This is a genomic window from Campylobacter sp. US53 (genome assembly GCF_004378995.1).
In the GTDB taxonomy this organism is placed as follows: Bacteria; Campylobacterota; Campylobacteria; order Campylobacterales; family Campylobacteraceae; genus Campylobacter_D; species Campylobacter_D jejuni.
This window is the reverse complement of the sequence record NZ_RYYH01000005.1, coordinates 114739-133113: the sequence shown is the minus strand read 5'-3', so window position 1 is coordinate 133113 and position 18375 is coordinate 114739. Positions and strand designations below refer to the sequence as shown.

The following is an 18375-nucleotide window of genomic DNA, read 5'->3' as shown; positions in this document are numbered from 1 at the left end:
ACATAATTCAATAAAAATTAAATAAATTATGTGTAAAATATTTCCGAAAAATTTTATTTTTAGGAAACTATGATGTTTAAAACTATAGGATTTAAGGTTTCTGCTGCAATTTTTGTGGTGTTGCTTATAAGTTTTATTGTAATGCAAGTGATTTTAAATTTGGATTTTACAAATACTGCCAATAAAATGAGCAGGGCAAATTTAGATACTGTAAGTACTTCTGTTTTTCAAACAATGAGAATGGCTATGAATTTAGGAGATCCTGAAAAAATTAAAGAAGCCATTGAAGATGCAAAAAGTATAGAGGGTATTAGTGATATTAAAATTTATCCTTCAAAAGATACTATAGATCTTTTTGAGATGAAAGCCCCTCAAATTTCAAATGATAAGTGTATTATAGAACAATTTTCAAATCCTAAAATTCAAGCTTTAGAAGAAAATGTAAATGGTGTTGTGCATTTAAGATTGATACGCCCTTTGATTGCAGATGAAAGTTGTGTTGCTTGTCATGCAAATGCTAATGTAGGGAGTGTGATAGGGGTTATGGATATATCGCATTCTTTAGAAGGTGTTCAAAAAGATATAAGTAAAACCAGTCAATCTTATATTATAATATTTACTATTGCTTTGATTTTTACCCTTTGTGTGGTTCTTTTAATGCTTAAAGTTGTTGTTGGAAAGCCTGTTTTAGAGCTTTTAAATCATGCTAAAGAATTAGCTCAAGGAAGTGGCAATTTAAAAGCTCGTATTTCAGTTAAAGGTCAAGATGAAATTGCTTTAGCTTGTGGATATATCAATCAATTTATCGAAAAAACTCACAAGGCAGTTAGCGGTGCAAGTCATAATTCAAAAAATGTAGAAAAACAAAGCAATCTTTTAAATTCAAATGCTATTTCTTTAAGTGATATCAGTTCACAAAGTCATAAGCAAATAGATCAAAGTTTTAAACTTGGTGCAAATGTTGGCAATGAACTTGGAGAACTTGCTAGTTTGTCAAATAAGGCAAATAGTGCCAATGAAAAATCCTTTTTATTATTAGAACAAATGCTTAAATCTTTGTTTAATGTTGCTAATAAAGTATCAACAGTATCCCAAAATGAAAATGAATTGGCTAAAAAAGTTGAAAACATGGTCAATCAAGCAGGCAATATACAAAAAGCAACTCAAATGATGGATGAGATCGCAGATAAAACCAATTTACTATCCCTAAATGCTGGCATAGAAGCAGCTAGGGCTGGTGTCTTTGGACGAGGTTTTTCTGTAATTGCTGAGGATGTTAGGCAGTTGGCTCAGAACAGTGAAGAATTTTTGGGAAATGTAGCTCAAATTACAAAAGAGCTTTTGCAAAGTATTAATGAGGTTAGCGCAGAATTAAAGAAAAATGCTCAAAGTGTACAAGCTTTAAATGATGACACCACTTTATTGGTTAATGATGCTAATGAGGTTAAATTATGTAACGAAGATGCTAGGGCTTTGGTAACTCAATGTACTGAAAAAATAAAAATTTCCCAAGAGAATATACAAAATTTACTTTCTCGTATGCAAGAAAATGTTGAAGTAAGTGAAAAGAATGAAGAAATTTCTAAAATTCTACTTCAAGTTGCAGATGAGTTAAAAATAGTGTGTCATAATCTCGAAAGCGAACTTAACCAATTTCAAATTTAAAGGAATAAAATGAAAAAAACGCTTCAAATTGCTTTAGCTGCAACTTTTTTTGCAGGTTGTGCTAGTACTTCTGTTACTTCATCTACTTCTAAAGGTAATAATGAACTTGCGCAAAATCAGCTTTTCAAAATAGAAAAAATTATAGTTAATGGTAAAACTTTTGATCCAAAAAACGCAGAGGAAAGTCCAAATATCAGTTTTGAAAATAATAAATTTTATGGTTATTCAGGATGCAATCGTTTTTTTGGTTCTTACCAAACTAAGGCGGATACTTTACAAATCGAAGGTGATCGCGTCGCTTCAACTCAAATGCTTTGTCACCCAATGGATGTAATGGATTTTGAAAATTCTTTCCTTTCAAATTTCAAAGGAACTTTTAAAATTTCAAATGAAAATGGAAAACTTGTTTTAAGCAATGATGAAATGAAAATCTTTTTTAAATAATACCCTAAAGCCTCGAAATATCGAGGTAATCTTCTTAAATTTGACAAAAGTCTAAAAAATGATACAATTATAATTTTATTATCAAAAAAGGTAGTTAAATGATAAAATCAATTCCTGAATGGAGTGAGCAAGAATACCTCATGCTTTCTTTACCTCATGAAAAAAGCGATTGGAATCCCTACTTAGAGGAAATTTTACAAAGTTATAAAGAATTTGTAAAAGCAGTGAGTGAATTTCAAAAAGTTTTACTTATAGCTCCTAAACAGAGTGATTTTGAAAATTTTAAAGATATAAAAAATGTAGAGTATTTTAAATGTGATACCAATGATACTTGGATACGCGATTTTGGAGCTATAGATATAGTAGAAAATGGTCATTTAAAGGCTCTTGATTTTACTTTTAATGCTTGGGGAAATAAATTTCAAAGTGAGCTTGATAATGCTGTAAATTCTAAGCTTTTTAAAGAAAAATTTAAAGAGGAGCTTAAAAAGGTTGATTTTATTTTAGAAGGAGGAAGTATTGACTTTAATGGAGAGGGTGTGATGCTTACAAGCTCTCATTGTCTTTTAAATGAAAATAGAAATTCTCATCTAAACAAAACCCAAATTGATATAAAATTAAAAGAAATTTTTGGTTTAAAACAAATTATTTGGTTAGAAAATGGTTTCATAAAAGGTGATGATACGGATCATCATATCGATACCTTAGCAAGATTTATAGATAAAAATACCATAGCACATTGTATTTGTGAAGATGAAGAGGATGAGCATTATTTGCCTTTGCAAAAAATGAAAGAAGAGCTTAAAAAAACAGGCTTTGATTTAGTAGAACTTCCTATACCTAAGCCTTTATACTATAAAGGAAGAAGATTGGGCGCAACTTATGCGAATTTTGTTTTTGTAAATAATGCTTTAATTGTGCCTTTTTATAAGGATAAAAATGATGAAATCATAGCTAAAAGACTTTCTAAAGCTTTACCTAGTCATAAAATTATAGGAGTAGATGCAAGAGTGTTTTTACGACAAAACGGTTCTTTGCATTGTTCTTGTCAAAATCGTTTCAAAGGTTTAAGATGAGTTTGCAAAAAAAAGCAACTCTTGTAGCAAGTTTATGTGCTATTGTTTTAGCCTTGGTTAAATTTATAGTAGGCTTAACAAGTGGTTCTGTTGCGGTGCTTTCAAGTGCGATTGATTCTTTAATGGATTTTGCTATTTCTGCTTTTAATTTTTTAGCTCTTAAAAAAAGCTCACAAAAGGCGAATGAAAATTATAATTTTGGTTTTTCTAAAATTGAAGCTTTAATGGGTTTGTTAGAAGGTGTTTTTATAGTTGGCGTGGGGATTTTTATTTTTTATGAGAGTATTTTAAAGATTTATTATAAAGAAGAAATTAAAGATTTAAATTCAAGCATCTATGTGATGATTTTTGCTTTAATTATGACTTTTTTTCTTGTACTTTTTTTAAATTATGTAGCTAAAAAAACCAAAAGTTTGATTATAGAAAGTGATGCTTTGCATTACAAAACAGATTGTCTAACCAATGCTTGTACTTTAGGGGCTTTGGTTTTGATTTATTTTACAAATTTACATATTATTGATGCTATTTTTGGGATAGTGATCAGTCTTTATACGGCATTTTCTGCTTTTAAAATCATTAAAAAAGCTTTAGCTTTTTTAATGGATGAGGCTTTACCTAAGGAACAAGTGGATAAAATTTGTACTTTGATTTCTAATAATCCTGAAATAATTTCCTATCATGAATTAAAGACGCGTAAAACTCCAAGTTGTAATTATTTAAGCGTACATTTGGTTTTTTGCCCTATAATTTCGCTTTTAAATGCGCATAAAATTTCAGATGAAATAGAAGAAGGTGTGCGTAAGATGTTTGAAAATGAAAAATGGGATATACAAATTCATTTAGATCCTTATGATGATGCAGAACAAGAAAGGCAAAGACAATGAAAATTGCTTTAATACAACAAAAATTTCATTCAAATAAAGAACAAACTATAAAAAAAACTTGCGAATTTATAGAAGAAGCCTCTAAACAAGGAGCTGAGCTTGTTTGTTTGGGAGAACTTCATCAAAGTGAGTATTTTTGTCAAAGTGAAAATGTGGATTTTTTTGATTATGCTAATGATTATGAAAAAGATGTGAAATTTTGGGCAAATATAGCTAGAAAAAATCAAATAGTGCTTATTACTTCATTATTTGAAAAACGAAGCGCCGGACTTTATCATAATACTGCAGTGGTTTTTGAAAAAGATGGTTCTATAGCAGGCAAATATCGCAAAATGCACATACCCGATGATCCTTGTTTTTATGAAAAATTTTATTTTACTCCTGGAGATTTGGGTTTTGAACCTATAAATACAAGTTTAGGCAAGCTTGGAGTGCTTATTTGTTGGGATCAGTGGTATCCTGAAGCAGCAAGAATTATGGCTTTAAAAGGAGCTGAGATTCTTATTTATCCCACGGCAATTGGTTGGTTTGATAAGGATAAAGATGAAGAAAAACAAAGACAACTCAATGCTTGGCTTGGCGTACAAAAAGGACATGCTATAGCTAATGGCTTATATGTAGTAGCTATCAATAGGGTAGGTTTTGAAAAAGATGTAAGTGGGGTAGAAGAGGGCATTAGATTTTGGGGAAATTCTTTTGTTTTTGGCCCTCAAGGTGAAGAACTTTGTCTTTTAGATTCTCAAAACGAATGTGTAAAAATCATAGAAATAGATAAAAAAAGAAGTGAAAATGTACGTCGTTGGTGGCCTTTTTTGCGAGATAGACGCATAGAATATTTTGCAGATTTAACTAAAAGATTTATTGATTAAATCAATAAATCTTACTTGTTTTGTATATTCTCAAGATAGCTTTTTATTTGCTCTTTTTCTTGTTCGTTTAAATTTATAAAACTTATTTCTTTAAGTCTTGATAAAAGCAAATTATCTTCTAAAATTTCATTTTTTCCTATTTCTAAAGAAGTGATGACACTAGAACTTATGAGAAGTCTTTGGGTTGCATCTTTTCTTAAGCCCCATATATTATGTATGGCAATATTATTATCTGTAATTTGTCCTGCATAAAGCATAATATGTCCAGGTAAATAAAGTAAACTAAGATAAGCTTTCCCAAAGCGGTTTAAAAAATCTTTTTTTTGAGAATTACTAAGAGTGCTTATATCAAAATGATTAAAAGAATTTTTTTGTGCAGCTGAATTTCTTGGTAGATAAAGTCCAAAAGCTGAAAAGATATCACGAGTTAGTAAAGAACAATCTCTTTCAAAATTATAACCGCCCCAGCCATAAGGCAAATTTAAAACTTGTGAAAGTTGATTTTTTAAATTTTTATCATTGAATTGTAAAGGAAATTTAGATACATCTTTTTTAGAAATTTTATATTTTTTAGAACCTATTTTTCCATAAAAATAGTTTTTATCTTCTTTGTAGTAAGGATAAATAGCACCAATTCTACTTTCAAAGAAAAATTTACCATCCTCGCTATAGATAGGAAATTTTTCTTTTAGTGGTGTGATAAAGTTGAGATTTTCATAGATTTTCGCTCTATCGTTTGAGAAAAATTCCAAATTTTTACTTTCAACAAATCCAAATCCAGCTTCACCTAAAACAAAAGCATAACGCTTATCTTTGCTAAAATGTGAAATTAAGACAGGGGTTCCAGCATTTAAAATGCCATCGCTTGCATAGTCAAAAGGAATTCCTTCATTTTCAAAAAAAGGATTTTTTAAGATAGTTCTTTGGGTTGGAAGATTTTTAATGATTGTATTTTGGATAATTAAAGCTTTTTGATTAAGTTTGCCAAATTCTTGGATATTTGCGTTATTTGTAACGTTTTTAAACCATGAAAGTGGAATAATTTGTTTATTGAAAAAATAATAAGTATTTTTTGAATTTAAATATAAGGGAAAGGACCAAAAAATATTTTGTCCTTTGTAATTTTTAAATGAATCATGCCAAGGATTAAAGAAATATTTTTTATATCGTTTTGCATCAAAATTAATATCGTAAGTAAATTGTGGCAAAATGCTTACATTTTGTTCGTATTCAAGTTTTGCATAATGTTGATTTTTATTTTTTTGTTCTAAATTTTCATGATGGAGTGAAGTTAAATTTTTTGTTGAACAAGCTGTTAAAAATAGCACTATAAAAGTAAAATATAAACAAGATTTCATAATCAACCTTTTAGAAAAAATAGTTATAATTAAAGCCAAGGAAATATAATGCTTGATAAACTAGAAAAAATTTTAGCTTATGATAATGTTTTTTTAAGTGGCGGTGCTGGAGTTGGTAAAAGCTTTTTGACAAATGAGCTTATCAAATCTTATAGAAAACAAAAAAAATTAGCCATAGCTCTTGGTTCTAGTGCTCTATCGGCGTTTAATATAGGCGGCGTTACCTTACACAGCTTTTTTTGTTTAGGGTATTGTGATGATATGATGAAATTAAGCGCATTGGATCGCAATCAAAAACAAAAAGAAAAATTAACAAAACTTAAAGAGCTTTTAAAAACGATTGAGCTTATTATTATCGATGAAATTTCCATGGTTAGCGCAAGTGTTTTTGAAATGATAGGCTTTAGACTTAAAAATTCTCAATTTAATGGAAAAATTTTAGTTGTAGGAGATTTTTTTCAACTGCCTCCCGTAATTAAAGAAAAAAAGAAACTTTATTTAATCATTCTTATTATGCTTTTTCTTCATTTTTTTGGCAGGATTTAAATTTTAAGAATATTAAACTTTCTCAACCTAAAAGAACACAAAATATAGAATTTTATAACTATTTATCTTTGATTAGACAAGGTTTTTTAGATGAAAAAATTTTAAGCTTTTTTGAATCTTTGCAAATTGATTATAAAGAATTAGAAAATTTAGAAGATGATTATACTTTACTTTGTGGTATCAATAAAAAAGTAAACAATATCAATCAAGAAAAATTAAGCAAACTTGAGACCCCACTTGTATGCTTTAAGGCTCAGGTTAAAAAAGAAGATAAGAGAATAAAAGATGAAGAACTTGATTCTTGGGTTGGAAGCTTAAATATATTGGAAGAATTAAATATTAAAATAGGTGCTCGTATTATTTTTTGTGTAAATAATTGGGATAAGAATTATTATAATGGTGAGCAAGGCATTATAGAAGATATTCTTTATGAAGAGGAGAAAATTTATATTAGTATTATTAAAAATAATGGGATGAAAATTTTACTTGAACCTTATACTTTTTTCATGGAAGAACTTGAACAATCAGGTAAAGATTTTGTTGTTAATATTCTTGCAAGTGTTACACAGTTTCCTATTAAATTAGCTTATGCTATCACTATACACAAATCGCAAGGTATAAGTATTGAAAAATTAGTGTGTGATATTATCATATTTTTGAAAATGGACAGCTTTATGTCGCTCTTTCTCGCGCTACAAACCCAAATACTTTAAAAATTTATTCTACAAAAAAGATAAATTTTGGATTTTATTTTGCTAATATTTTAAAAATAGATTCTAATGTGATTGAATTTTATAAAAAACATAATTTTTTAGATCTCGAAATACAAGAACAAATCATTTAAAGGCATTAAATGAAAAAAATATTTTTAAGTGTTTTTTTGGTTTTGAGTTTAAATGCTCAAAATCTTGAAATAGATAAAATAAGAACAGATTTGTATTCTAAAAGTGGAGCAAATGTTCTTAAAAAAGTTGAAATTTCTTTGGAATTTGATGGGAATAATTTAAAAGAAAATGAAAATAAGTTAATTGATGCTGTAAATACAGTAATTTCAGGGTTTTTTTATGAAGATATTTTTACAGAAATTGGAAAAAATAATTTTAAAAAAACTTTAGAAAAATTTTTAGATAAGAAGTATAAGATTAAATTAGATGATATATATATCATATCTTTAAGCGGAGTGGAAAAATTTGATTTAGAGGAGTTTAAACGCTTTTTAGAAAGCACTGAGGCTAAAGAGAAAGGTATGGGCAGCGAGGTAAAAAAAGCACTTAAAAACTTAGAAGTTCCTAAAACTCAAGTTCCTGGTGTTGAAAAGATCCCAACTTCTAGTGTTCCAAATTTAGAAGCCAAGCAAGTTGAACAGCTTTTCAAAGATTCAGATGAAGAAAATAAAAATGACAATGGAGAAATCAATATGGATAATTTAAATACACCTAAAATGACTCCAGATATAGAAGAAAAAATTAAAAGAGATTTAATCGCCAATCCTCCACAAATATTCAAAGAAAATAATGCAAGCAAGCCTTATCATTTGCCACAAACAGGCTATGATATAAAGCTTGATGAAAATTCAACGCAAAATTAGCGAACTATATCATAATTTTGCGGAATTTTTACCTTGAAAATATCGGAGTTGATTTTTGGATTTTTAATTTGATTGTTTAGATTGATTATAACATCATTTTCAAATTCATCTTTATAGGATATGCTTTGAATTTGCTCTTGATTGAGTTTAATTGTATAATTTATATTATCATATTTTGCTACAAGTTTATCTTTGTCTATAAGGCTTGCTTTTTTGAAAATTTCATTAAGATTTGGAATACTATCAAGATGAGAGAAAATGACTTGTTCTAGATCGTGCTCTACTATGGTTACTTGATTTTTGTTGATATAAATCTCTTTTTTACTAGGAGTATCATAACTCCAATATGCTTGATCTTTACTCAGTATAAAATGTCCAGAATAAGAAAGTGTAGAGTTTTTGGATTTTACTATTTGGATAAAATTGCTTGAAAAGGTATTAAAATTAAGATCAAGGGCAAAAAGTTGTCCTATAAAAATAAAAAATATCAAGAATGTTTTTTTCATTTATTTTCCTTAAAAAAATTATATTTTTTATATCATTCTAGCTAATTTTAATTAAATAATCGTTATAATGATAGTTTGAAAAATTTATAAAGGTTTAAAAATGTTTTTAAATACCTTAAAAGCCGTTTTTGGAACAAAAAATGATCGTGAAGTTAAAAAATACTTCAAGCGCGTAGCACAAATCAATGCTTTAGAAGGCAAATATCAAAATTTAAGCGATGATGAATTAAAAGCCGAATTTGCAAAATTTAAAGAGCAAATTTTAAGCGGAGAAAAAAACGAAAATGATATCTTAAATGATGTTTTTGCTATAGTCAGAGAGACAGGTAAGAGAACTTTAAATATGCGTCATTTTGATGTGCAGTTAATCGGTGGTATGGTTTTGCACGATGGAAAAATTGCAGAAATGAAAACAGGGGAGGGTAAAACCCTTGTAGCGACCTTGCCTGTTGTTTTAAATGCCATGAGTGGAAAAGGCGTACATGTCGTTACAGTAAATGATTATCTAGCCAAAAGAGACGCTGAGCAAATGAGCGCGATTTATAACTTTTTAGGTTTTAGTGTAGGCGTGATTCTTTCTTCTCAAAACAGCGACATAGAGCACAAGCAAGCTTATGATTGCGATATTACTTATGGAACCAATAATGAGTTTGGTTTTGATTATTTGCGTGATAATATGAAATTTTCAAAAGTTGAAAAAGTTCAAAGAGAGCATAATTTTGTTATTGTAGATGAAGTAGATAGTATTTTAATTGATGAGGCAAGAACTCCGCTTATCATCAGCGGTCCTACAAATCGCACTTTAGATGGTTATATTAAAGCCAATGAAGTAGCCAAGCAAATGCAAAAAGGCGAAGCAGTTTTACCCCCTGCAAAACCTGAGGGTGATTTTGTAGTAGATGAGAAAAATCGTAATATTTTAATCACGGAAGCAGGTATTGCTAAGGCTGAAAAACTTTTTGGTGTAGAAAATTTATACAGTCTTGATAATGCTATCTTAGCACATCAGCTTGATCAAGCTTTAAAGGCGCATAATCTTTTTGAAAAAGATGTGCATTATGTTTTAAGAAATAATGAAGTTATCATCGTTGATGAATTTACAGGGCGTTTAAGTGAAGGGCGTCGTTTTAGCGAAGGGTTACATCAAGCTTTAGAAGCCAAAGAAAATGTAAAAATTCAAGAAGAAAGCCAAACTTTAGCAGATATTACTTTTCAAAATTATTTTAGAATGTACAATAAACTTGCAGGTATGACAGGAACTGCACAAACAGAAGCGACTGAATTTTCTCAAATTTATAGTTTAGATGTTATTTCTATACCAACAAATATTCCTATTAAAAGACAAGATAAAGATGATCTTATCTATAAAACTCAAAATGAAAAATTTAAAGCCGTAATCGAAGAGATTAAAAAAGCCAATGCTAAAGGTCAGCCTGTACTTGTAGGAACCGCAAGTATAGAGCGCAGTGAAGTTTTTCACAATATGCTTGTAAAAGAGAAAATCCCTCATCATGTTTTAAATGCTAAAAATCACGAGCAAGAAGCTTTGATTATCCAAGATGCAGGTAAAAAAGGTGCTGTAACTATCGCTACAAATATGGCAGGTCGTGGTGTGGATATAAAAATCGATGATGAGATTAGGGCTTTGGGTGGGCTTTATATCATCGGTACAGAAAGACACGAAAGCCGCCGTATTGATAATCAACTTCGTGGTCGTGCAGGAAGGCAGGGCGATCCTGGAATAAGTCGTTTTTATCTAAGTTTAGAAGATAATCTTTTAAGAATTTTTGGCGGGGATCGTATCAAAAGTATCATGGATCGCTTGGGTATAGAAGAGGGCGAAAGCATAGAGTCAAGAATCGTTACAAGAGCGGTTGAAAATGCGCAAAAAAAAGTAGAAAGCTTACATTTTGAAAGCAGAAAGCATTTGTTAGAATACGATGATGTAGCAAATGAACAAAGAAAAACTATTTATCGTTATCGCAATGAGCTTTTAGATGAAAACTATGATATTAGAGCTAAAATTTCTCAAAATATCGCTGAATATAGTGCAAATGTAATGAATGATTATATACTTGATGAAAGCGGTTCTAATGTAAATTTTGAAAATTTGAAAGCAAAAATTTTATATGAATGTTCAACTCAGATTAGTGAAAAAGATTTTGAGAATTTAAGCGTCATTGAAATGCAAGATAAGCTAAGTCAAATTCTTGAAAATTCTTATAACGAAAAGATGTCAAGACTTGAGATTAAAGAATTGCGTAATATAGAGCGTATTTTATATTTGCAAGTTTTGGATAATGCTTGGAGAGAGCATTTGTATCAAATGGATATTTTAAAAACAGGAATAGGGCTTCGTGGATACAATCAAAAAGATCCTCTTGTGGAATATAAGAAAGAAAGTTATAATCTTTTCTTGGAGTTGGTTAATCGTATTAAATTTGATAGTATTAAACTACTTTTTAGTGTGCAATTTAATCAAGAAGAGGTGCAAAATTTAGAAAATAAAGCCAATGAAGAAAATGAAAAGCTACTTCAAAGCTCAGTAGAAATGGGCGCAAGCGAAGATAATCTTGGCGAAGCTGAGTTTAAAAAAGTTCCACGCAATGCTCCTTGTCCTTGCGGAAGTGGAAAAAAATTTAAAGAATGCCATGGAAAAAGTGGTCCTAAGCAAGGAATTTTAGCTTGAATAAAAGCGTTTTAAAATATTTACTTTTTAAATATTTAAGATTTGATAAAGAACAACCCTTTATCAATCTTTCTATACTTTTGGCCTTTTTAGGAGTTTGTGTAGGACTTTGCGTTTTGCTTGTAGCTATGGCAATTATGAATGGTTTTGATAAAGAATTTGAAAAACGCTTTTTTGTGATGAATTATCCTATTACTATTTTGCCTAAATTTTACGCTCCTGTAAATGATGAATTTATAGATGAGTTAAGAAAAACATTTCCAAATTTGTTATTTAGCCCTTATATAAGCACTCAAGTTGTTGTAAAGGGAGATAATCGTTTTGAAGGTGGTGTGCTTTTTGGCGTTAATTTTAATGATGAAAAAAAAATAAACGAAGTGGTTGCTAAAGCTTTAAGGGATGAGAATTTAAGTGGTTTTGATATACTTGTAGGATCAGCACTTACTGATGAATTTGGTTTGCATAAAAATGACAAACTTTCACTTATTTTTTCAAATCTTAATCCTAGTGGATTTTCTTTAGTACCGCAAACTAAACGTTTTGATGTTAAAGCGCGTTTTACTTCAGGGCTTGCATTTTATGATAAAGCTTATATGTATACAGATGTTGATGCATTGAAAAAAGTACTTGGAACGCCTAAAAATCCAAATTATGATGGAGTTCATGTATATAGTGATAATGCTTTTAAGGATGTTGAAAAAATTAAATCTTATTTAAAAGACGATTATGCTGTAGTAGGTTGGTGGGAACAAAATAAAAATTTCTTTTCAGCCTTAGAGCTTGAGAAAAGAGCGCTTTTTATAGTGTTGATGCTTATTATTTTGGTTGCAAGTTTAAATATAGTAAGTTCTTTATTGATGATAGCAATGAATCGTCGCAGTGAAATAGCACTTTTACTTGCTCTAGGTGCAAGCAAAAATGAGGTAAAAAAGAGTTTTTTTGCCTTAGGTATGCTTATTGGTGGCGGCGGTATGATAGTGGGTGTGGTGCTTGCATTTTTTGCTTTATGGCTTTTAGGAAATTTTGATATTGTAACTTTACCTGCTGATGTTTATGGAACCAGTAAATTACCACTTGATTTGTCTTTAATGGATTTTTCTTTAACCATTGTGGGTGCTTTAATAATCATAGCTTTATCGTCTTTTTATCCTGCAAAAAAAGCAACTCAAATTAATATTTTAGATACTTTAAGAAATGAATAAATTGTAATTTTGGAGATTTTTATTGTCTTTGTTTACTCAAAAAAATAAGAATTTTAAACCTTTAAAACCTCTATCAAAGTCAAAAATAATCACTAATTTAATTCTTTTGATTTTATTTTTAATATTGTTTTGTTATTGTAGTTTTAGTATAAGTGCTTATCATTTTGATTTTAGTGCAATTGCGACCTATAAAGAAAAATTTCTTCAAGGTTTTTTAAATACTTTAATAATCAGTTTTTTTTCTTTATTACTGAGTATAATTTTGGGTGGAGTTTTTTGTGCTTTTTCTTTAAGTTCAATTGTTTTTTTAAGATTTTTATCTACATTTTACATAGAGCTTATCAGAGGAACCCCTTTACTAGTGCAGGTATTATTGATATATTATATCGTTGCAAATAATTTAGGACTTGATAATCGATATGTGGCTGGAGTTATTATTTTATCATGTTTTTCTGCTGCTTACTTAGCTGAAATATTTAGAGCTGGAATTTTAAGTATTTCTATATCTCAGCTTGAGAGCGCTAGGGCTTTAGGGTTAAAAGAGATGCAGGTTTTTGCGTATGTAATTTTTCCCCAAGCTTTAAAAAATATTTTAGCACCTCTGAGTGGACAATTTGCAAATTTAATTAAAGATAGTTCATTATTAAGCGTTATTGCTGTAAATGAATTAACCCAAAGTGCACAAGAGATAAATTCTTATACTTTTGCTACTCTTGAAGCTTATGTAATTTTGGCTATTACATATCTTGTTTTGACTTTACCTATAAGTATATTTTCTCGTTATTTGGAGAGAAAATGCCAAAAATGATTTAAAAAAGCTTGACAAATAGAGCTAATTTTGGCATAATCACATTTTTATTTCAGAAAATGTCTCGTTAGCTCAGCCGGTAGAGCATCTCCCTTTTAAGGAGGGGGCCGTTGGTTCGAATCCAACACGGGACACCATTATAAAGGTCGCTTAGCTCAGTTGGTAGAGCGCCACCCTTACAAGGTGGATGTCATAAGTTCGAGTCTTATAGTGACCACCATTTTATAAAATCATAAATAGGTTTTATAATCTCTACTTCTTTACTTTGGATGCAGCGGTAGTTCAGCTGGTTAGAATGCCGCCCTGTCACGGCGGAGGTCGCGGGTTCGAGCCCCGTCCGCTGCGCCATCTTGTCTCGTTAGCTCAGCCGGTAGAGCATCTCCCTTTTAAGGAGGGGGCCGTTGGTTCGAATCCAACACGGGACACCATTTTTATTGTTAGGGTTATGACCCTTTCGTCTAGTGGCCCAGGACAACACTCTCTCTGTGTGGAAACAGAGGTTCAAATCCTCTAGGGGTCGCCAATCATAGGTCGCTTAGCTCAGTTGGTAGAGCGCCACCCTTACAAGGTGGATGTCATAAGTTCGAGTCTTATAGTGACCACCATTTTATAAAATCATAAATAGGTTTTATAATCTCTACTTCTTTACTTTGGATGCAGCGGTAGTTCAGCTGGTTAGAATGCCGCCCTGTCACGGCGGAGGTCGCGGGTTCGAGCCCCGTCCGCTGCGCCATCTTGCTTGGTAACAATTTTATAAGTATAATTTGCAAAATAATAAAAAATAGAACTAAGGAAAAAAATGCTTATTATTGGACATAAATTATTAAAAAATTTAGATTTTTCTTTTATTGAAAGTGTTGAAGAAGTTAAAGATAATAAAGTTTATTGTATTGTTTATGATGAAAAATTGATTTCTTATTTAAGTCAAAATGATTTTGAATTTGCTATTTTAGTTCAAAATAAAGACGAGATATTTTTAGCCAATGCTTTAGGAGCTAAGTTTTTGCTTTGTAATGATAAAAAACTTGCAAAATTTGCTAGCAAGGTTGCAGAATTTTATGTTTTTGATAGTAGGGTTTTAATGATTGTTGATAAATTAGAGAATTTTAAAAAATTTTATAAATTAAAAATCGATGGAATTATTTTAAAAGATAATATAGATAATTTTCCTAAAAACTGATAAATTCTTTTATAAAATAAGAGCTAATTGACGAGGTTTAAATAATGCAAAAAAAATCTTTTTTGAAAATTTACGGATTAATTCCTTTTTTACTTATAGCATTCATCAATGCTTTTGTAGATTTAGGACATAAAATTATTATTCAAAATACTATTTATAAGGCCTATGAAGGAAGTGAGCAGTTATTTTTAAATGCTATAGTTAATGCTTTGATTTTACTTCCTTTTATTCTTATGCTTTCTCCTTCGGGTTTTTTAGCGGATAAATATCCAAAAAATATTGTAATGAAAATTTCAGCAATTTGTAATGTTATACTCACTTTAATAATTTGCATTTGTTACTATAGCGGTGCTTTTTGGATGGCTTTTATTTTTACTTTTATAATGGGAGCGCAAGCAGCACTTTATTCACCAAGTAAATACGGTTTTATTAAAGAACTCGTAGGAAAAGACTTTCTTGCTATGGGTAATGGTGTAATTAATGCAGTAAGCATTATGGCAATCTTAGCAGGAATGGCTTTGTTTTCTTTAAGTTTTGAAAGTCTTTATAGTTCTGCATATAATCAAACAGATGAAATTTTAAAAGAAGTAGCGCCTTTAGGAATTGTGCTAATTTTATTTTCTTGTATCGAAGTATTTTTTGCGTGGCGTTTACCTAAGCTCAAACAAACAAATAAAGATTTAGTTTTTAATAAAAAAGATTATATCCGTGGAAAACTTCTAATAAATAATCTTAAGCTTGTTTTTAAAAATAAAACTATTTGGCTTTGCATAATAGGAATTTCATTTTTTTGGGCTATATCTCAACTTTATCTTGTTAGCTTTCCTATCTTTGCTAAAAATGAACTTTTTATAGAAAATACTTTTTATGTGCAAATTTCACTCGCTTTTTCTGGTATAGGAGTGATTTTAGGCTCTTTAGTAGCTGGTAAATTTTCAAAAAATTATATAGAACTTGGACTTATTCCACTTGGTGCATTGGGTATGTTTTTAATGGCTTTTTTAATGCCTTATTTTGTAAGTTTATTAAGTTATAGTTTTTTATTTTTCTTTTTTGGATTTTGTGGAGCTCTTTTTATCATTCCTTTAAATACTTTAATCCAATTTCATGCCAAAGAAAATGAATTAGGACAAATTCTTGCAGGAAATAATTTTTTTCAAAATATTGCCATGTTAGGATTTTTACTCTTAGCAACTTTATTTGCAAAATTTGAAATCAATGTGGTTTATTTGTTTTATTTTATTACTTTAGTAACCTTTATAGGAAGTTTTTATATACTTTTAAAACTTCCCTTTTCTTTAGTGCGTATACTTTTAAGCATAGCTTTTTTGCAACGATACCGCTTGCTTGTAGAAGGTTTTGAAAATATACCAGAAAAAGGTGGAGCTTTGCTTTTGGGTAATCATATTTCTTTTATTGATTGGGCTGTTGTACAAATGGCAATTCCAAGAAAAATTTATTTTGTTATGGAAAGAAGTATTTATTCTAAATGGTATATTAAAATTTTTCTTGATAAATTTGGTATTATTCCTGTATCAAGTACAGGAAGTAAGACGAGTTTAGAACTGATAGCAAAGCATATCAAAGAAGGTAATTTAGTTTGCTTATTTCCTGAAGGTACACTTTCACGACATGGACAATTAAATGAATTTAAAGCAGGATTTGAATTAGCTTGTGAATATTTAAGCGAAGATGATGGAAAAATTATTCCTTTTTATATAAGAGGACTTTGGGGTAGTGCTTTTTCAAGAAGCGATGAAGAATTTTCAGCAAGAAACTGCACTTTAAATAAAAGAAAAATTGCTATAGCTTTTGGTAAAGCTATGCCTTTGCATTCTAAAAAAGATGAAGTTAAAGCTAAAGTTTTTGAACTTTCTTTTATGGCTTGGAAATCACAATGCGAAGCTATGCATACTATAGCAAGAGCTTGGATAGATACAGCTAAAAAAAATCTAAATCAAATAGCTATTATCGATACACTAGCTGGAGATATTTCTTATAGAAAAATGTTGACTCTTAGTTTATTTCTTAATTTTTTTATTAAAAGAAAATCCAAAGAATTAAACATTAACCCTCAGCGTGGAAGTTACGCTCCTAAAGAGGAAGCTATAGGAATTTTACTACCTGCTTCTTTTGCAAGTTCTTTAACTAATCTATCTGTTTTAATCGCAGAAAAAATTGCAGTAAATCTTAATTTCACGGCTGGAGAAAAAGCTCTAAAAGCAGCTATAAAAAATGCGCAAATTTCACAAATTTATACTTCTAAAACTTTTTTAGAAAAATTAGCAAATAAAGGCATAAACCTAAATTTCGATACAAATATACATTTAATTTATTTTGAAGATATTATAGAAGATTTTAAAATGCAAAAAACTAAAATTTTTAGCATGATGTTAGCAGTTAGTATAATGCCTAGTTTTATACTCAAAAGTATCTTCACTCCTTTAAAAAACAATCTTGCCATCGCAGCTATTTTATTTAGCAGTGGAAGCGAGGGGTCTCCAAAAGGTGTTATGCTAAATAACCGTAATATTTTAAGCAATATAGCACAAATTTCTGATGTACTTTGCACAAGAAACAATGATGTTATTCTCTCGTCTTTACCACCTTTTCATGCTTTTGGACTTACCGTAACTACATTTTTGCCTTTGCTTGAAGGTATTAAAAGTATCACTTTTGCAGATCCAACTGATGCCTTAGGGGTTGCCAAAGCTGTTGCTAAAAATAATATCACTATTATGTGTGGAACTTCAACCTTTTTAGGAATTTATGCAAGAAATAAAAAACTTGATGCTTTAATGTTTGAAAGCTTAAGAATAGTTGTATCAGGTGCTGAAAAACTAAAAAATGAAGTAAGAACTGCTTTTGAAATGAAGTTTAAAAAAAGCGTTTTTGAAGGTTATGGAGCTACGGAAACTACACCTGTAGCGAGTGTAAATTTACCAAATCGTTTTGATGCGGATTATTGGCTTATACATCGTGCCAATAAAGAAGGAAGTGTGGGAATGCCTCTACCTGGAACTGCGGTACGTATTGTTGATCCAAATAATTATGAAAATTTAAAAACAAATGAAGATGGACTCATACTTATAGGCGGTCATCAAGTTATGGTAGGCTATCTTAATGACAAAGAAAAAACCGATGAAGTTATTAAAGAAATTGATGGCATAAGATGGTACAACACGGGAGATAAGGGACATTTAGATGAAGATGGTTTTTTATATATTATCGATCGTTATTCTCGCTTTGCAAAAATTGGTGGAGAGATGATTTCTTTAGGTGCAATAGAAGAAGAAATTGCCAAATTCATAGACACTGAAGTGGTTAAATTTTGTGCCACATCTTTAGAAGATGAGAAAAAAGGAGAACAAATTGTTTTACTCATAGAATGTAATAATGAAATTTTTGAAAGAGTATGTGAGGCTATAAAAAATTCTAATATACCTACACTTTTTAAACCTAGATATTATTTTCAAATAGAAAAAATTCCCCTCCTAGGTTCAGGAAAAATTGATCTTAAGAAAGTTAAAGAATTAGCTAAAAATTTAGCCATATAATTT

13 protein-coding genes, 7 tRNA genes and 1 pseudogene are annotated in these 18375 nt (G+C 29.9%); 19 read left to right on the top strand and 2 right to left on the bottom strand.

The window, feature by feature from the left end:
- The first annotated feature begins 72 nt into the window (after positions 1 to 72).
- The 5 genes from ELQ05_RS05385 (at position 73) to ELQ05_RS05365 (ending at position 4938) form a co-directional block, all read left to right on the top strand.
- On the top strand, positions 73 to 1665 hold the full coding sequence (locus ELQ05_RS05385; protein WP_070316492.1) for a methyl-accepting chemotaxis protein: 1593 nt from the start codon (positions 73 to 75) through the stop codon (positions 1663 to 1665).
- A gap of 9 nt (positions 1666 to 1674) precedes the next feature.
- Complete coding sequence (locus ELQ05_RS05380; RefSeq protein WP_038817414.1) at positions 1675 to 2109, top strand: META domain-containing protein; 435 nt, start codon at positions 1675 to 1677, stop codon at positions 2107 to 2109.
- A gap of 98 nt (positions 2110 to 2207) precedes the next feature.
- Entirely contained in the window at positions 2208 to 3185 is a 978-nt protein-coding gene (locus ELQ05_RS05375) for an agmatine deiminase family protein (protein WP_070316491.1), read from the top strand.
- Positions 3182 to 4069, top strand: a complete 888-nt coding sequence (locus tag ELQ05_RS05370) for a cation diffusion facilitator family transporter (RefSeq protein WP_002853697.1) — start codon at positions 3182 to 3184, stop codon at positions 4067 to 4069. The genes ELQ05_RS05375 and ELQ05_RS05370 overlap by 4 nt, the downstream gene beginning before the upstream one ends.
- Complete coding sequence (locus ELQ05_RS05365) at positions 4066 to 4938, top strand: N-carbamoylputrescine amidohydrolase (protein WP_070316490.1); 873 nt, start codon at positions 4066 to 4068, stop codon at positions 4936 to 4938. The genes ELQ05_RS05370 and ELQ05_RS05365 overlap by 4 nt, the downstream gene beginning before the upstream one ends.
- An 11-nt stretch (positions 4939 to 4949) precedes the next feature.
- Here the strand turns inward: ELQ05_RS05365 and ELQ05_RS05360 are convergent, their stop codons facing one another.
- On the bottom strand, positions 4950 to 6296 hold the full coding sequence (locus ELQ05_RS05360) for an SH3 domain-containing C40 family peptidase (RefSeq protein ID WP_070316489.1): 1347 nt from the start codon (positions 6294 to 6296) through the stop codon (positions 4950 to 4952).
- Positions 6297 to 6344: 48 nt separating this feature from the next.
- On the opposite strand from ELQ05_RS05360, the pseudogene pif1 reads away from it, so the two are divergent.
- Both pif1 and ELQ05_RS05350 read left to right on the top strand, forming a co-directional pair.
- Positions 6345 to 7686: pseudogene (pif1, locus tag ELQ05_RS05355) on the top strand (ATP-dependent DNA helicase Pif1).
- 9 nt (positions 7687 to 7695) lie between these two features.
- A complete protein-coding gene (locus tag ELQ05_RS05350) occupies positions 7696 to 8430 on the top strand; it encodes a hypothetical protein (RefSeq protein WP_070316487.1) in 735 nt (244 codons plus the stop codon).
- Here the strand turns inward: ELQ05_RS05350 and lolA are convergent.
- Positions 8427 to 8936 (bottom strand): LolA-like outer membrane lipoprotein chaperone, encoded by a 510-nt coding sequence (gene lolA, locus ELQ05_RS05345; RefSeq protein ID WP_134239981.1) that lies wholly within the window; start codon positions 8934 to 8936, stop codon positions 8427 to 8429. The two genes, ELQ05_RS05350 and lolA, sit on opposite strands and share 4 nt — an antisense overlap.
- A gap of 100 nt (positions 8937 to 9036) precedes the next feature.
- Here lolA and secA point away from each other — a divergent pair, with 100 nt between their 5' ends.
- The 12 genes from secA (at position 9037) to ELQ05_RS05285 (ending at position 18372) form a co-directional block, all read left to right on the top strand.
- Positions 9037 to 11625, top strand: a complete 2589-nt coding sequence (gene secA / locus ELQ05_RS05340; protein WP_002934403.1) for a preprotein translocase subunit SecA — start codon at positions 9037 to 9039, stop codon at positions 11623 to 11625.
- Positions 11622 to 12827 carry an ABC transporter permease gene (locus ELQ05_RS05335; RefSeq protein WP_052785415.1) on the top strand — a complete coding sequence of 402 codons (1206 nt, stop codon included), beginning with the start codon at positions 11622 to 11624 and terminating at the stop codon, positions 12825 to 12827. The genes secA and ELQ05_RS05335 overlap by 4 nt, the downstream gene beginning before the upstream one ends.
- 22 nt (positions 12828 to 12849) lie before the next feature.
- The gene (locus ELQ05_RS05330) at positions 12850 to 13635 is read left to right on the top strand and encodes an amino acid ABC transporter permease (RefSeq protein WP_052785416.1); all 786 of its coding nucleotides are present in this window, start codon (positions 12850 to 12852) and stop codon (positions 13633 to 13635) included.
- Between the two features lie 61 nt (positions 13636 to 13696).
- Positions 13697 to 13772 (top strand) — tRNA-Lys (locus ELQ05_RS05325).
- Between the two features lie 7 nt (positions 13773 to 13779).
- A tRNA-Val gene (locus tag ELQ05_RS05320) sits at positions 13780 to 13855 on the top strand.
- 51 nt (positions 13856 to 13906) lie between these two features.
- Positions 13907 to 13983: transfer RNA gene (locus ELQ05_RS05315), tRNA-Asp, on the top strand.
- A gap of 4 nt (positions 13984 to 13987) precedes the next feature.
- Positions 13988 to 14063 (top strand) — tRNA-Lys (locus ELQ05_RS05310).
- Positions 14064 to 14082: 19 nt separating this feature from the next.
- Positions 14083 to 14158 (top strand) — tRNA-Arg (locus ELQ05_RS05305).
- 6 nt (positions 14159 to 14164) lie between these two features.
- Positions 14165 to 14240 (top strand) — tRNA-Val (locus tag ELQ05_RS05300).
- A 51-nt stretch (positions 14241 to 14291) separates the two neighbouring features.
- Positions 14292 to 14368: transfer RNA gene (locus ELQ05_RS05295), tRNA-Asp, on the top strand.
- 66 nt (positions 14369 to 14434) lie between these two features.
- Positions 14435 to 14815, top strand: coding sequence for a hypothetical protein (locus tag ELQ05_RS05290; protein WP_002853267.1), 381 nt, complete (start codon positions 14435 to 14437; stop codon positions 14813 to 14815).
- 44 nt (positions 14816 to 14859) lie between these two features.
- Entirely contained in the window at positions 14860 to 18372 is a 3513-nt protein-coding gene (locus ELQ05_RS05285) for an acyl-[ACP]--phospholipid O-acyltransferase (RefSeq protein ID WP_134239980.1), read from the top strand.
- Positions 18373 to 18375: the final 3 nt, after the last annotated feature.